Annotated in this window: 4 protein-coding genes; 2 read left to right on the top strand and 2 right to left on the bottom strand. The window is 65.6% G+C overall.

The window, feature by feature from the left end; all coding sequences use genetic code 11:
• Positions 1-5639 (bottom strand): translocation/assembly module TamB (locus CK222_RS25590; protein WP_176477738.1); only part of this gene is annotated, 5639 nt, incomplete at its 3' end.
• On the bottom strand, positions 5639-7567 hold the full coding sequence (locus tag CK222_RS25585) for an autotransporter assembly complex family protein (RefSeq protein ID WP_095802335.1): 1929 nt from the start codon (positions 7565-7567) through the stop codon (positions 5639-5641). The genes CK222_RS25590 and CK222_RS25585, both read right to left, overlap by 1 nt.
• A 278-nt stretch (positions 7568-7845) precedes the next feature.
• Between CK222_RS25585 and CK222_RS25580 the strand changes: the two genes are divergently transcribed.
• Together CK222_RS25580 and pbpC are read left to right on the top strand one after the other, a co-directional pair.
• Positions 7846-13326 (top strand): alpha-2-macroglobulin family protein, encoded by a 5481-nt coding sequence (locus CK222_RS25580; RefSeq protein ID WP_095802334.1) that lies wholly within the window; start codon positions 7846-7848, stop codon positions 13324-13326.
• A 163-nt stretch (positions 13327-13489) separates the two neighbouring features.
• Positions 13490-15580, top strand: a complete 2091-nt coding sequence (gene pbpC, locus CK222_RS25575; RefSeq protein WP_095802333.1) for a penicillin-binding protein 1C — start codon at positions 13490-13492, stop codon at positions 15578-15580.
• The last annotated feature ends 25 nt before the right edge of the window (positions 15581-15605 follow it).

The following is a 15605-nucleotide window of genomic DNA, read 5'->3' as shown; positions in this document are numbered from 1 at the left end:
GCATTGCCCTGCAGCGGCTGTCCGGCGACATTGCCGGTCAGTTGCACATCGGCCGCCGGATTGGCGGCATCCGCCTTGCCTGTCGCGGTGAGCTTCAGTCCGGTGATCTCGCGCGCCGCCACGGACAGCCTGTCGCTGTTCACCGTCAGCGAGAGGTCGGGCGCCATAATCGGACCTTGCGCATTCAGGCCAAAAGCGATGGCGCCCTTGGCGTCTTTCGACAGCAGCGAAACGTCGCTCAACGCCCCCCTGATGTCGGCGGCAAGCTTGTTGTCGGCAAGGCTCGCCTGCCCGTCGGCGCTCAGCGCGCCCGAGTTGAGCTTCAAGCCGGAGACATTGACGTTGCCGTTGGCGTCGCGTTTCAGCGCGGCGCTCAATTGCGCGCTCTCGCCCAACATGCCGCGCACCGCCGCCGGCAAGGCGGAAGAAGCGACATTGGCGTTCACATTGAGGTCGACGGCGCCGTCGCGCAGCGACATGCGGCCGGCGACCTGGCTGTTGAGCGCATCGCTCTTGAGCGAGCCGCTGTTGACGGCAACGGCGTCGCTCGTCAAACGGCCATTGACCTCGGCCGTGACCTTGCCGGCAACCAACGGCGCGATCATCGGATTGTCCAGGCCGATCCTGTCGATCGACACCGTCCCGGAGACCGGGCCTGCCCGCCCCTTGAGATCGAACGCATCCGAATGCAGCGCAACGGCAAGGCCGTCCACATTCACCTGGCTGGCGGCAACCGAAGGCAGGATGGCGGAAGCCTCGAGGCGGGCCTGCGTGCTTTGGCCGGCTATCTTTGCCGACAATGACTGGACCTCGATCTTGACCGGGCTTTCGGCGCTGCCGATCGTCAACGGCAGGCTGGGTCCGGATGACGTCAGATCGAGCGAAAAATCGCTGACGCCGTTCGGATTCAAGCTGCCGGCGGCGTTGCCGGAAATCTTGTCGCCCGAAAGCGTTGCATGGTCCAGGGCCAGGCCGCTCGCCAGACCGTAGCTGCCGGCGGCATCCAGATTGAGCGGCCCAAGTCCGGCCTGGCGGGTCTGGCTGGTCTCGGCGCCGGCAAGCTTGGCGTCGAACTCGATATCGGGATTGGCCGACGGGCCCGTAACATGTGCCGTGCCTTCCAGCGTTCCGGCAGCATCGAGGCCCGGCACGAAATCATTGGCGAGCGCCGCAGGCAGGCCGGCGAAATTGGCCGTCAGGTCGAGGATCTGGCCGGCGCTGCCGGAAATGGTCGCCGAGCCGCCGCCGAGATTGAGCGCAAGCTTCTCGACGCTGGCGACGCCGTTGGCGATTGCGAGGCGCGACGGCTCGGCGATCGCCGCCTTGATGCCGCGCAGGGTCGCTTCGCCGGACGCGATCTCGACGCTGGTCTTGCCGTCGGCGATCTTCACGCGCCCGGTCGCGGTGGCCGGAATTCCGGATGCCGTCGCGCCGCCGGAAAAATTGGTCCAGTCGCCGTCGCGCTTCAGGTCGATGCCGATACCGCTGACCACCGTCTTGCCGGAAGTGACGCTGTCGGCCTTGATCGTGCCCGATATTGCCGGTCCCTTGAGATAGTTGGCGATCAGCGCATTGACGGTGATCGCCTTCGCCGCCAGTTCGCCGCGCGCGATCGATGTGCTGGCCGCATTGATGGTGAGGTTCGGAGCCGCGCCATCCTTGACGAAGGCGATCGTGCCGTTGATATCGCCGGTTGCCGTCTGGCCGCCTAGCGCCGCCAGCGGGCCGACATCGGGAACGGCCAGCGTCAGCGTGCCAACTGGCAGGAATTGATCGTCGAGCGCGAGGTCGCCGGAGATCTTGTTCGGACCGAGCGACAGCAGAAGCCCGTTGATCGCGCGCTTGCCGGCGGCGGTGGCAAGCACGGCATTGCCCTGCAGCGGCTGTCCGGCGACATTGCCGGTCAGTTGCACATCGGCCGCCGGATTGGCGGCATCCGCCTTGCCTGTCGCGGTGAGCTTCAGTCCGGTGATCTCGCGCGCCGCCACGGACAGCCTGTCGCTGTTCACCGTCAGCGAGAGGTCGGGCGCCATAATCGGACCTTGCGCATTCAGGCCAAAAGCGATGGCGCCCTTGGCGTCTTTCGACAGCAGCGAAACGTCGCTCAACGCCCCCCTGATGTCGGCGGCAAGCTTTTTGTCGGCAAGGCTCGCCTGCCCGTCGGCGCTCAGCGCGCCCGAGTTGAGCTTCAAGCCGGAGACATTGACGTTGCCGTTGGCGTCGCGTTTCAGCGCGGCGCTCAATTGCGCGCTCTCGCCCAACATGCCGCGCACCGCCGCCGGCAAAGCGGAAGAAGCGACATTGGCGTTCACATTGAGGTCGACGGCGCCGTCGCGCAGCGACATGCGGCCGGCGACCTGGCTGTTGAGCGCATCGCTCTTGAGCGAGCCGCTGTTGACGGCAACGGCGTCGCTCGTCAAACGGCCATTGACCTCGGCCGTAACCTTGCCGGCAACCAACGGCGCGATCATCGGATTGTCCAGGCCGATCCTGTCGATCGACACCGTCCCGGAGACCGGGCCTGCCCGCCCCTTGAGATCGAACGCATCCGAATGCAGCGCAACGGCAAGGCCGTCCACATTCACCTGGCTGGCGGCAACCGAAGGCAGGATGGCGGAAGCCTCGAGGCGGGCCTGCGTGCTTTGGCCGGCTATCTTTGCCGACAATGACTGGACCTCGATCTTGACCGGGCTTTCGGCGCTGCCGATCGTCAACGGCAGGCTGGGTCCGGATGACGTCAGATCGAGCGAAAAATCGCTGACGCCGTTCGGATTCAAGCTGCCGGCGGCGTTGCCGGAAATCTTGTCGCCCGAAAGCGTTGCATGGTCCAGGGCCAGGCCGCTCGCCAGACCGTAGCTGCCGGCGGCATCCAGATTGAGCGGCCCAAGTCCGGCCTGGCGGGTCTGGCTGGTCTCGGCGCCGGCAAGCTTGGCGTCGAACTCGATATCGGGATTGGCCGACGGACCCGTGAGGTGTGCCGTGCCTTCCAGCGTTCCGGCGGCATCCAGGCCCGGCACGAAATCATTGGCGAGCGCCGCAGGCAGGCTGGCGAAATTGGCCGTCAGGTCGAGGATCTGGCCGGCGCTGCCGGAAATGGTCGCCGAGCCGCCGCCGAGATTGAGCGCAAGCTTCTCGACGCTGGCGACGCCGTTGGCAATTGCGAGGCGCGACGGCTCGGCGATCGCCGCCTTGATGCCGCGCAGGGTCGCTTCGCCGGACGCGATCTCGACGCTGGTCTTGCCGTCGGCGATCTTCACGCGCCCGGTCGCGGTGGCCGGAATGCCGGATGCCGTCGCGCCGCCGGAAAAATTGGTCCAGTCGCCGTCGCGCCTCAGGTCGATGCCGATACCGCTGACCACTGTCTTGCCGGAAGTGACGCTGTCGGCCTTGATCGTGCCCGATATTGCCGGTCCCTTGAGATAATTGGCGATCAGCGCATTGACGGTGATCGCTTTCGCCGCCACTTCGCCGCGCGCGATCGATGTGCTAGCCGCATTGATGGTGAGGTTCGGAGCCGCGCCATCCTTGGCGAAGGCGATCGTGCCGTTGATATCGCCGGTTGCCGTCTGGCCTAGCGCCGCCAGCGGGCCGACATCGGGAACGGCCAGCGTCAGCGTGCCAACCGGCAGGAACTGGTCGTCGAGCGCGAGGTCGCCCGAAACCTTGTTGTCGCCCAGTGCAAGGCTGAGGCCCTTGATCGCGCGCTTGCCGGCGGCGGTCACCAACGACGCCTCGATGTCGAGCGGCTGCTCCTCGACGCTGCCCGTCAGCGAGATATCGGCCGAGGGGTTGGCGATGTCGGCTTTGCCCTTCGCCGAGAGCTTGATGTCCTTCACCGTGCGGCCGGCCGCCGTCAGGCTGGCGCTGTCGGCCGACACCGAGAAATCCGGCGCCCAGCGCGGACCGCTGGCGGTCAGCGCGAAATTGACCCCGCCGGCAAGCGGCGTGCCCGCCAGCGACGACAGCGCCGATACATCGCCCAGCGTTCCCTTGACGTTTGCCTTGATATCCGAGCCTTGCGCGCTGGCGGTGCCGCTGGCGCTGAGCGAGCCGGAGGTGAGTTCCAGCTCGTTGGCCGCGAAAGCGCCTTCCGGATCGCGGGTCGCGGTAGCCGAGAATTTCACCCGTTCGCCAAGCAGCGAGCTGATCTGCGGCGGCAGCGCCTTCGATACGGCGTCGGCGTTCATCTTCAGCGTCATCGACAGGTCGGCGAGCGAGACGCCGGCGGTCAGCGCGGCATTGAGCGCATCGCTGCGCAACGTGCCCTGGTCGACGGTGACGGTGTCGCGGCTGATCGAACCGGCGAGATCAGCGGCTAGCTTGCCCGTCACCAGCGGCGCCAGGGTCGCCACGTCGGTCTTCAGGCCGGCGGCCGCGAGCTTGACATTGACCGGCCCGGTGCGGGTCGCGACGTCGAAGCCGTCGGAATGGACCTGTCCCGTCACATTGTTGAGCTGCGTGCCGCCGACGGCGATCGAGGCCAACGAGGTGCCGATGTCGACTATCGGCGCCTTGCCGTCGCCAAAGGCGCGTGCGGTCGCCTTCTCGACCGCGACCAGGATCGGCACCGCGCTGGTGCCGACGTCGATGGTGACGGGCTTGTCTTTGGCTGAGAGCTCGACGGCAAGATCGCTGGCGCCCTTCGGGTCGACATTGCCGGTGGCCGTTCCGTGCACGGCGCCGCTCTCTACAATTGCGCGCTCGATATCGATCCCGCCTGTCGTGGTCGCCGTCCCGGCCACGTCGAAATTCGTTTTGCCGGCAAACAGCGACTTGAACTTCTCCGGCAGGAAGCGCTCGAATTCGCCGTCGCCTTTGGCCTCGATATAGTGGCCCTTGTCGCTCAACTGATGGCGGCCGGTGAGCTGGGCGACGATCTGACGATCGACAACGAACGTGCCGATGCCGTTCCAATTGGCGAGCGGCCCCGTGCCGGAGACGACGATATCAACGGGGGGCGCATCGGGGAGCTTGAGCAAATTGGCGATGATGCCGCCGGCCGGCTCCGACGCCTTGAGATCGAGGTCAAGCTTGTTGTCGGCCGGCGCGAAACGGACCTTGGCGTCGACATTGCCCTGCTTGCCGTCGCGGCGGGCGACTTTGAGCACCGTGTCGATCGCCAGCGGCGATGGATCGGCCTTGAGCGAACCCTTGGCGGCAAGTTCGGCAATCCCGCTGCCGGCGAGCTCTTGCCCGAGCGCGATCTCCGGCAGCTCGATCTCTTTGACGTCGATCGAGACCGGCAGACTGTTCGATGCGCCTTGCGACGGCTGTTGGCCGGCTCGTGGCAGCCGCGCCAACTCGATGCGCTCGGCTTCGATGCGATCGGCGCTGAAGTTGCGCGACAAAAGCGCCGTCGGCGACCAGTCGAGCGCCACCTTGCGCGCCACCAGCCAGGGCCCCGTGCGATCCTCCAGCACGACATGATCGAGCCTGAGCTGACCGGACCAGATGCCTTCGATACCGCTGACGGTGATCTTGCGGTCCTCGGTCGAGGCCAGCTTCGAGATCAGACCGGCGAGATTCTGACGGCCGCCTTCGGTGCCGGTCAGCACGGCGAGCGCGCCGATCGCCACCACCAGCAACAGGAGCAGCGTGTAGAGGCAGATACGAAGGATGCGCCAGAATATCCTCATCATCAGAACGCCTGACCGATGCCGGCATAGAGGCCGAAATGCGGATCGCCCGGATCGCGGTTGAGCGGCACGGCGGCGTCGATGCGCAGCGGCCCGAATGGCGTAAGATAGCGCAGACCGACGCCGGCGCCGACCTTGACGTCGGAGAAATCGGGGAAGGATTTGGTCGAGACCGTGCCGGCATCGACGAACGGAACGATGCCGATCGTGTCGGTGACGGCCATGCGCATCTCGACCGAGGTCTCGAACAGGGACAGGCCGCCGATCGGCTGGCCGTCGGTGTCCTTCGGGCCGATACCTTGATAGGCATAGCCGCGCACCGAGCCGCCGCCGCCGGAATAGAAGCGCCTGTCGGCCGGAACATTCTGCAGCCCGGTGCCAACGATCGAGCCGAGCGTGGCGCGTTCGGCGAGGACGAATCTGCTCGCCGTATCGAGCGACTGGTAAGCCGAGCCTTCGCCCTTCAACTTGAGGAAGGTCGCGCCGTTCAGAATGTCGTAGCTCGGCTCGGCATAGGCGAGCGCCCGGAAACCCCTGGTCGGGTTGAGCTTGTTGTCGCGGCTGTCATAGACATATTGCAGCGGAATGCTGGCGATCAGATAGGTGTGCTTGCCGAAGGCGTCGGTGATCCTCGAGTAGTCGAGGTCGAATTCGGCCGAGACCCGCTGCCTCTTGTCGAGGTCGTAGGAGACTCCAACGTCGCCCTTGACCGAGAAATGGTCATAGGCGTCGGGGTGCTCCAACACGGTCTTGACGCCGGTGAAGAACTTCGATGTCGGCCCGAGCACCCCCGGCTTCTCGAACATGATGCCGGCATTGTAGTTGAGCGCGGAAATGCTGTTGCTGCCGATGCCGCTGATGGAGCCGTCGATGCGCAGCTTCTCCGCCTGGCCGAACAGGTTGCGGTGGCCCCAATAGCCTTCGAGCCCCAGTCCTTCCGTGTTCGAAAACGTGCCGCCGACGCCGAAAAAGCGCGGCTTGCGCTCGCTCACCTGGACGTCGATCGGAATGTTGCCTTGAGCGTCGAGGCTCTCGCCCTCCTTGATGGTCACGCTGTTGAAGACTTCGAGCCCGAGCAGCCCATCGCGGGCATCGTCAATTTCTTGCGGCGAATATTGCTGGCCCCGCTTTAGGTCGGTCATGTATTCGGTGAAGTCGCGATCGACCTTTTCGGTACCCTCGACGGTGGTGTCGCCATAGCCGGCGACCGGGCCGGCCGCGACCGTCAGTGTCACGTCGAGCGTTGAGGTGTCATGGTCTGCGACGATCTCGCGATCCGTCACCTGGGCTAGCGGTCTGCCCTCTTCCTTGAGCGCTCGCACGATCGCCGCTTCGGCCTTGAGCACGGCACCCGAACTGGCGTCGCCGCCCGCGATCAGGCCGAAATCGGCGCTCGCCAGGCCGGCCGCGTCGCCTTTCAGTCTGATGTCGCCGAGGGTGAATTTCGGCCCGGCGGCGATGCTGACGACCACCGGAATGGGCTGCGGCCCCTTGAATTCGGCGTCCGGCGGCAGTTCGTCGATGGACTTGCCCTCTATGGTGATGGTGACCACGCCCTCGTAGCGGGCGTCGGCATAAAGGGCGGCAACCAGTTGCTCGCGGTCGCTGCGCGCCTTGGCCATCAAGCCGAGCGACCCTGATACCGGATGCTCCTCGTCATTTTTGAGCGCCGAGGCATCTTTCAGTTTCTTGACCAGATCCTTGTCGGCATCGGGAGCGTCCATGGTCACCGAATAGCGCAGCGGATCGATGATGTCGGCATCCTCGTCCTTGGACGAGCCCCAAAGCTTGATGCCGAAAATCTCGAAAGCAGCCGCCGGCCGCGCTTCGCCGGCGAGCATGGCCGCGCAGACGAGCGCCAAAAGCAGGGCGCGCGGAAGCCCGCGCCCTGGCGCGATCCCTCCTGACATCTGCGTTTCATACGCCGGCATTACGCTAACCTAGACGACAAAACTAAAATTGGAATGAAGTTCTGAAACGCTCGTAAAGGGGCCACAATCCAATTGTCTGAAATAGACCGGGCTTGGAATTCACACCTTTTGCGCCTTCGCAAGAAAGCGTGAACCCTTGTCCCATGGAGGTTCTGTCGAAATACCGGCCTGTGGCCGGCATGGAAACCGTTGGCGGGTTGAAAACCTGCCGCGTTCGGCGTTGACAAGCCTGTTTGATGCTTGATCATGCCCGGACGCTGCAATGTCGGGAGGGTGATATGGCAATGCGCGCGGCTCGTGGTTTCTCGTTCCTCATTCTTCTGTTCTTTGCCTTGAGCGGGGCCGCGCAAGCGGCCGAAGCCCGGCGAATCGTGACGACTGACAATTCCGACTATTTCGGTTTCGACCTCAGGTCCGACCAGAATGTCAGCCTCGACCAATGCAAGACCACATGCCTCGGCGATCCCGCCTGCCGCGCCTTCACCTACAACACCAAGGCCAAATGGTGCTTTCTCAAATCCGACTACAATCAGCTGAAACCCTTCAGCGGCGCCGTCGCCGGCAAAGTCGCAAACGTCGATGGCGACCCCGATATCGGCGCGCCGCCTCCACTTGCCTTCTTCCCCAACTGGATGGCCGATCAGGCCCAGCAGTTCCGCAACAAGCTGACCGATCCGGCCTATGACAAGCCGACCGAAGGGCTGGCCGCACTTCAAGCCGCGGCCGAGCAGGCAGCGCTGACCGGCGACCATCGCCTGGCCATGCAGAAATACCAGGCGGCGCTGTCTGTCCTGCCCGACGACGGCGCGCTCTGGCTGGCGCTGGCGCGCGAGACGCTCGGCGTGCAGCCGGCTTCCAACACCTCCGAACCCTCTACCCTGCCGGCAAACGTCACCTCGGCGGCCTTCAACGCCTATAAGCTGGTGCGCACGGCAAAGACCCGCGCCGAGGCGCTGGCGCTGCTTGCCGCCGGCCTCGACAAGCGCGACCTTTTCCGGCCGGCCATTCAGGCCTATGAGGCGAGCCTTGCGCTGGTGAACTCGCCAGCCGTGCAGGCCGACTACGCCGACCTCAAGGCACGCAAGGGTTTCCGCGTCATCGACCATTCCGTCGATGCCGATTCCTCTTCGCCGCGCATCTGCGCCCAGTTCTCCGAGGACTTGGTGAAGACCGGCGTCGACTATTCGCAGTTCGTCACCGTCGACAATGCCGCTCCCAAGGCTGTCGAAGCCAAGGACAAGCAGATCTGCGTCGAAGGGCTTGAACATGGCCAGCACTATGACGTGACCTTCCGCGCCGGTCTGCCGGCCGCGATCGGCGAGACGATTGCCGCTCCGGTCGTGCTGTCGATCTATGTCCAGGACCGCGCCCCGTCCGCCCGCTTCACCGGCGACAGCTTCGTGCTGCCGGCCGGCGCCCGCCGCGGCATTCCGGTCGTCACCGTCAACATGAGCGCCGCCAAGATGAAGCTCTACCGCATCGGCGACCGATCGCTGGCGCAGCTTCTGTCCGGCTACCAGTTCCTGCATCAGCTCGACGGCTACGACATTTCCACCATTTCCGACCAGATGGGCGAGCCGGTCTGGGAAGGCACGCTCGACATCGCCAACGACCTCAACAAGGAGGTCACCACCTCCTTCCCGGTCGACGAAGCGATCCCGCAGCGCAAGCCCGGCGTCTATGTGCTGACCGCCCAGCCGGTCGACGACAAGAGCGACGATTATGGTTCGCGCGCCACCCAGTGGTTCGTCGTTTCCGACATCGGTCTGTCCACTTATACCGGCCAGGACGGTCTCAACGTCTTTGCCCGCTCGCTGGGCTCTGCCAAGCCGATTGCCGGCGCCGAACTGACGCTGCTTGCCAAGAACAATGAAATCCTCGGCACGGCGACGTCCGACGCCGAGGGCCATGCCGTTTTCAACCCGGGCCTGACGCGCGGCGAAGGCGGCATGGTGCCGGCGGTGCTGATGGCCAAGCAGGGCGACAACGACTTCGTCTTCCTCGACATGGGCCGCGCCGGTTTCGATCTGTCGGACCGCGGCGTTGCCGGGCGTGCCGCGCCCGGCGCGCTCGACGTCTATGCCTGGACCGAGCGCGGCATCTACCGCGCCGGCGAAGACGTCCATGTCGCCGCCCTTGCGCGCGACGGCGCCGCCAAGGCGGTCGAGAACCTGCCGCTGACCTTCATCTTCACCCGACCCGATGGCGTCGAGAACCGCCGTATCGTCAGCGACGGCGCTTCCGCCGGCGCCCATGCCGTCGATCTGTCGCTCGAGCCTAACGCCATGCGCGGCACCTGGTCGGTGTCGATCTACACCGATCCCAAGCAGGCACCGGTCGCCAGCCATATGTTCCTGGTCGAAGACTTCGTGCCGGATCGCATCGAGTTCGACTTGACGGCCGACAAGAAGGAAATCGCGCAGGGCGAGACAGCCAATGTCAGCGTCGACGGCCGCTTCCTCTATGGCACGCCGGCCGCCGGCCTCGCGCTTGAAGGCGAGATGACGCTGTCGACCACGGACAGCTGGGATCGGTTCAAGGACTTCACCTTCGGTCTCGCCGACGAGCAGTCGGCCGAACCTTCGGTGACGCCTTTGGCCAACCTTCCCCTCGTCGGCGACGACGGCAAGGCGACCTTCCCGGTCTCGATCGACCAACTGCCCTCCACGACCAAGCTGATCAACGCCAAGGTCACAGTCCGCATGCGCGAAGCCGGCGGCCGTGCCGTCGAGCGCTCGCTCGACATCGCCGTCCATCCGGAAAAGGAGATGATCGGCATCCGCCCGGATTTCGAAGGCGGCGAGGTGCCGCAAGGCGGAACGGCGAAATTCAGCATCATCGCCGTCGATCCGAACGGCAAACGCGAGGAGCTGAAGGGCGCGCAGTGGTCGCTGGTCAAGGTCGAGCGCAATTACCAGTGGTACCGTTCGAACAATTCCTGGAACTATGAAGCGGTGAACCTCACCAAGGCCGTCGCCAACGGCCAGATCGACCTGAAAGCCGACGGCGAGGCGACCGTGTCGCTTCCTGTCGACTGGGGCCGCTACCGGCTCGAGGTCGAGACGGCCGACCCCGATGGCCCGGCGACCAGCTATGAGTTCGACGCCGGCTGGTACGTCGCCTCGACCACCACCGAAACACCGGACGGCCTGGAGATCGCTCTCGACAAGGACACTTACGCCGCTGGCGAGGTGGCCAAGCTCAAGGTGTCGCCGCATTTTGCCGGCGAACTCCTGGTCACCATCGGCGCCGAGAAGCTGTTGAAGACCGTCACCGCTTCGGTGCCGACCGGCGGCAGCACCGTCGACATCCCGGTCGGCAACGACTGGGGAGCCGGCGCCTATGTCACGGCGACTTTGTTCCGGCCCGGCGATGCGCAGGAATCGCGCATGCCGGCCCGCGCAATCGGCGTCAAATGGCTGACCGTCGATCCGGGTTCGAAAAAGCTCACTGTTGCGCTTACGCCGCCTGGAAAGACGGCCCCGCGCCAGCAGCTGTCGATCCCGGTCGCCGTCAGCGGCGCGCAAGCCGGCAGCAAGGCCTATGTGATGGTCGCCGCCGTCGATGTCGGCATCCTCAATCTCACCAACTACAAGGCGCCCGATCCGGAGGACTGGTTCTTCGGCCAGCGCATGCTGGGTCTGGAAATCCGCGACCTTTATGGCCGCCTGATCGACGGTTCGCTCGGCACCACCGGCAAATTGCGGACCGGCGGCGACGGCGCCGCCATGCGGTCGCAGGGCAGCCCGCCGACCGAGAAGCTGGTCGCCTTCTTCTCCGGCCCGGTCGAGCTCGATGCCAACGGCAAGGCGCGGATCGATTTCGACATCCCGCAGTTCAACGGCACCGCGCGCGTCATGGCCGTCGCCTGGACCAAAGAGGCCGTCGGCCATGCTCAAACCGACGTCATCGTGCGCGATCCGGTGGTGATCACCGCCGGCCTGCCGCGCTTCCTGGCGCCTGGCGATGCCGCGACCATGCGTCTCGATATCGCCGACACCGACGGCCCTGCCGGCGACTACAAGCTGTCGGTCACCACGACCGGCGATCTCTCGACCGGCGACAAGCCCCTGCCCGAGAAGCTGACGCTTAGCCAGGGCAAGCGGCAAGCGCTCTCATTTCCGCTGATCGCGCAGACGGCGGGCGACGCTTCGATCACCGTCAAGCTCGCGCATAACGGCGGAACGGAGGTCGAGCAGACGCTCTACCTGCCGGTGCGCCCGGCGCAGCTCCCGGTCACCAACCGCATGGTGGTCGACCTGAAGCCCAATGGCGGAGCCTTGCGCGTCGACAAGGAGCTGCTCGCCGCAAGCGTGCTCGACGGTGCTTCGGTCAGCATCGGCGTCTCGCAGGCAGCCGCCTTCGACGTCCCTTCGCTTTTGATGACGCTCGATCGCTACCCCTATGGCTGCGCCGAACAGACAACCAGCCGCGCCTTGCCGCTGCTCTATGTCAACGACATGGCCAAAAGCATCGGCATGGAGAGCGATCCGGACCTGCATGGGCGCATCCAAGATGCCGTCTACAAGGTGCTGAGCTACCAGGCATCAAGCGGCAGCTTCGGCCTCTGGGGCCCGGGGTCCGGCGATCTCTGGCTCGATGCTTATGTCACGGAGTTCCTGACCCGGGCACGCGAGCAGAAATACGACGTGCCGGCTCAGGCGATGAACCAGGCGCTGAACAACCTGCAGAACTCGCTTGGTTATGACCAAGACGTCCAGGATCGCGGCAGCGAGATCGCCTACGCGCTCTATGTGCTCGCCCGCAACAAGAAGGCCTCGATCGGCGATCTGCGCTACTATTCGGACACGCAGCTCGAGTCCTTCTCCAGCCCGATGGCTGTCGCCCAACTGGCCGCGAGCCTGGCGCTCTATGGCGACACCCAGCGTTCGGAGGCGACTTTCCAGACGGCCTTGCGGCTGGCGCAGGCAAGCACCGAATACGACTATTATCGCTCCGATTATGGCTCGCCCCTGCGTGACGGCGCGGCGATGCTTGCGCTAGCCGCGGAATCGAAGCCGGTGCCGAGCATCGTGCCGCAGCTGATCAGGCTGGTGGCGCGTGAACGCGCCGACGCCCGCTGGACGAGCACGCAGGACGAATCCTGGATGCTCCTTGCGGCAAGGGCGCTGAAGGAAGGCAACAATTCGATCACGCTTTCCGTCAACGGCGCGCCGCATACCGGCGGCTATTCCGATCGGGTTGCCGGCAACGACCTTGTCGACAGCCCGCTCGCCATCGCCAACACCGGCACGACGGCGCTGCAGGCGGTGGTCACCGCGGTGGCCGCACCCGTCGAGCCGCTGCCGGCCGGCGGCGACGGCTTCACCATTGATCGTACCTACTACAGGCTCGACGGCACCGAGGCCAACATCACCGAGGCCAGGCAGAACGAACGCTATGTGGTCGTGCTCAAGGTCTATGAGCAGAACAAATGGCCCTCGCGCCTGCTGATCACCGATCTGTTGCCGGCCGGCTTCGAGATAGACAATCCGAGCCTGGTGTCCAGCGCTCAGTTGTCGAACTTCTCCTGGCTGGCGCAGACCGACGCCGCGCATCTGGAGTTCCGCGACGACCGCTTCGTCGCCGCCTTCAATCCCAACGAAGGCGACGGCGACCGCAACATCACGCTGGCCTATGTCGTGCGCGCCGTGAGGCCCGGCACCTATGCCCATCCGGCGGCGACGGTGGAGGACATGTACCGGCCGCAATATTCGGCCCGCACCGCCTCCGGCATGGTGGAGGTCAAGGCGGAGTAAGTATTCCGACGCTGGCGATCACAAACATGGCGATAGCGCTGCCCCTCATCCGCCTTCCGGCACCTTCTTCCCGTGAAAGACGGGGAGAAGGGACAAGCTCCAGCGCTGACGCCCCCCTCTCCCCGTCTTTCACGGGAAGAGGGTCAGGGTGAGGGGCAGCACCATGCTTTCCAAAAGATTTTTGCGCCGCGCTGCCATAACGGCAGCTTCCTCCGCCGCCTGTCTTGCCCTTTCCGTCGCCGCTCTCTGGCAGCTCGACCGCGCCTTCCCGCCGCCGCTCCCGGCGCCGCTGACGGTCTCCACCGAAGTGCAGGACCGCGACGGCGAACTCTTGCGCGCCTTCGCGACGCCGGACGGCTACTGGCGGCTTGGGACCCGGCTCGACCAGGTCGACAAGCAGTTCGTCGACATGCTGGTCGCTTATGAAGACAAGCGCTTCTGGGACCACCGCGGCGTCGACATGCTGGCGCTTTGTCGCGCCGCCGGGCAGTTCGCCACCAGCGGCCACATCGTTTCCGGCGGCTCGACGCTCTCGATGCAGCTTGCCCGTCTGATCGAGCCGCGCGACAGCCGCAGCCTCGCCTCCAAGGCCAGGCAAATCCTGCGCGCCATCCAGATCGAGCGGCGTTTGTCCAAGCGCGAAATCCTCGAGCGCTACCTGACGCTGGCGCCCTATGGCGGCAACCTGGAAGGTGTGCGCGCCGCCTCGCTCGCCTATTTCGGCAAGGAGCCGAAGCGGCTGACCGTATCGGAAGCAGCACTTTTGGTCGCGCTGCCGCAGTTGCCGGAAAAGCGCCGGCCAGACCGCAATCTCGACATCGCGCATGCCGCGCGCGACCGCGTGCTCACCCGCATGGTCTCGGCCGGTCTGCTCAACGAACGAGAGGCAGCGCGCGCCGCGCTCGACGACGTCTCCGGCCTGCGCCGCAAGCTGCCGGCATTGGCCGCGCATGCGTCCTACGCCATGCTGCCCAAGGCTCAACCCGGCAAGCCGCTGCAACTCACCATCCGCCGCAGTGTTCAGCAAGGGCTGGAGCAGGTGGCGAAAGAGGCCGCCAGGAAGCTCGGCCCAAAGCTTTCCGTCGCCATGGTGCTGGCCGATGCGCGCACCGGCGACATTCTTGGCGAAGTCGGTTCAGCCGATTTCTTCGACGCCAGCCGATCCGGCTGGATCGACATGACCAAAGTAGTGCGCTCGCCCGGCTCGACGCTGAAGCCGTTCATCTATGGGCTTGCCTTCGAGCAAGGCCTAGTGGCGCAGGAGACGATCATCGAGGACAGCCCCGCCGACTTTGGCGGCTACCGGCCGAAGAATTTCGACATGGGCTACCAGGGCGACGTCAGCATCAGGCAGGCGCTGCAGCTGTCGCTCAACGTGCCGGCGATCCGGGTGCTGGACGCAGTTGGTCCCGCGCGGCTCACGGCGCGCTTCCGCCAGGCCGGCGTCAACCTGGTCCTGCCGCTCAACGAGGCGCCCGGGCTGGCGATCGGCCTCGGCGGCGCCGGCGTGACTTTGCGCGACCTGGTGCAGCTGTATACCGGCCTCGCCAATGGCGGCAAGATGCACACGCTGCATGACGGCACCGAGCCGGCCAATGCCGGGCGCGTCACCGCCACCATCCTCGACGACCAGGCCGCCTGGCAGATCGACGACATCCTGTCCGGCGTGAAGCCGCCCGAAGGTGCGGCCCAGCGCGGCATCGCCTACAAGACTGGCACATCTTACGGCTATCGCGATGCCTGGTCGGTTGGCTTCGACGGCCGCTATGTGCTTGGCGTCTGGGTCGGCCGTGCCGACGCCGGCCCGGTACCTGGCCTCTCCGGCTATGTCTCGGCCGCGCCCATCCTGTTCGAAGGCTTTGTCCGCTCGGGTTTGGCGAGCGTGCCGCTGCCCGGCCGGCCGCCGGGTCTCTTCAATCCCAAACGCGAAGAGTTGCCGGTGACGCTCGCCCGCTTCGGCGCCGGCTCCGACGGGCTGGTGCAGGCAACGCCGACCGAGCCGGCGCCCACCATCGTCTTCCCGCCGGACGGGGCTCGCGTCGACCTCGGCACCAATTCGGCGGACGCTTCGCCGCTTGTGCTGAAGCTGCAAGGCGGGCGCGCGCCGTTCCGCTGGCTTGCCAACGGCAAGCCGCTCGCCGGCATCGACCGCCGCCGCACCGCGACGTGGCAGCCCGACGGCACCGGCTATTCGACGCTCACCGTTATCGACGCCGCCGGGCGCGCGGCCAGCGTGAAGGTTTTCGTTGAATAGAATCCGGCAAGCGATTCGGCGCGTT

The sequence above is a fragment of the Mesorhizobium sp. WSM3866 genome (assembly GCF_002294795.1).
GTDB lineage: Bacteria > Pseudomonadota > Alphaproteobacteria > Rhizobiales > Rhizobiaceae > Mesorhizobium.
The sequence above is the reverse complement of the archived record's forward strand: the minus strand, read 5'-3'. Positions and strand labels throughout refer to the sequence as shown.

Excerpts from the sequence above, each read along its gene's own strand:
- CK222_RS25585 (WP_095802335.1), bottom strand. The coding sequence starts at position 7,567 with ATGCCGGCGTATGAAACGCAGATGTCAGGAGGGATCGCGCCAGGGCGC.
- CK222_RS25580 (WP_095802334.1), top strand. The coding sequence starts at position 7,846 with ATGGCAATGCGCGCGGCTCGTGGTTTCTCGTTCCTCATTCTTCTGTTC.
- pbpC (WP_095802333.1), top strand. The coding sequence starts at position 13,490 with ATGCTTTCCAAAAGATTTTTGCGCCGCGCTGCCATAACGGCAGCTTCC.